This is a genomic window from Colwellia marinimaniae, assembly GCF_002207865.1.
GTDB classification, from domain to species: domain Bacteria; phylum Pseudomonadota; class Gammaproteobacteria; order Enterobacterales; family Alteromonadaceae; genus Colwellia; species Colwellia marinimaniae.
Genome location: NZ_BDQM01000522.1, coordinates 1 through 235 on the forward strand (window position 1 = coordinate 1; position 235 = coordinate 235).

Genomic DNA, 235 nt, shown 5'->3' on the forward strand with positions numbered 1-235 from the left:
GGGCATGGGTATTGTGTTTCTGCAAATGCATTATATCCGTAGCAAAGATCTGGGTTTTAGCCGTGAGCAGGTAATATCTATACCTTTTAAGGGCCAACAAGCGCAGCAGCGGGCCAGGACTTTACAAACTGAGTTAAAGCGGAATCCGAACGTACTTAGCACTGGTACTGCCAGTGTGAAGCTAGGGCAGCAACTGGGCCGTACCAATATTCTGCCTGAAGGCAAACCCACAGAC

1 protein-coding gene is annotated in these 235 nt (G+C 48.9%); it reads left to right on the top strand.

What is annotated here, in order from left to right:
* The coding region (locus MTCD1_RS22060) for a hypothetical protein (RefSeq protein ID WP_235013425.1) at positions 1–235 on the top strand (235 nt) is incomplete at both ends.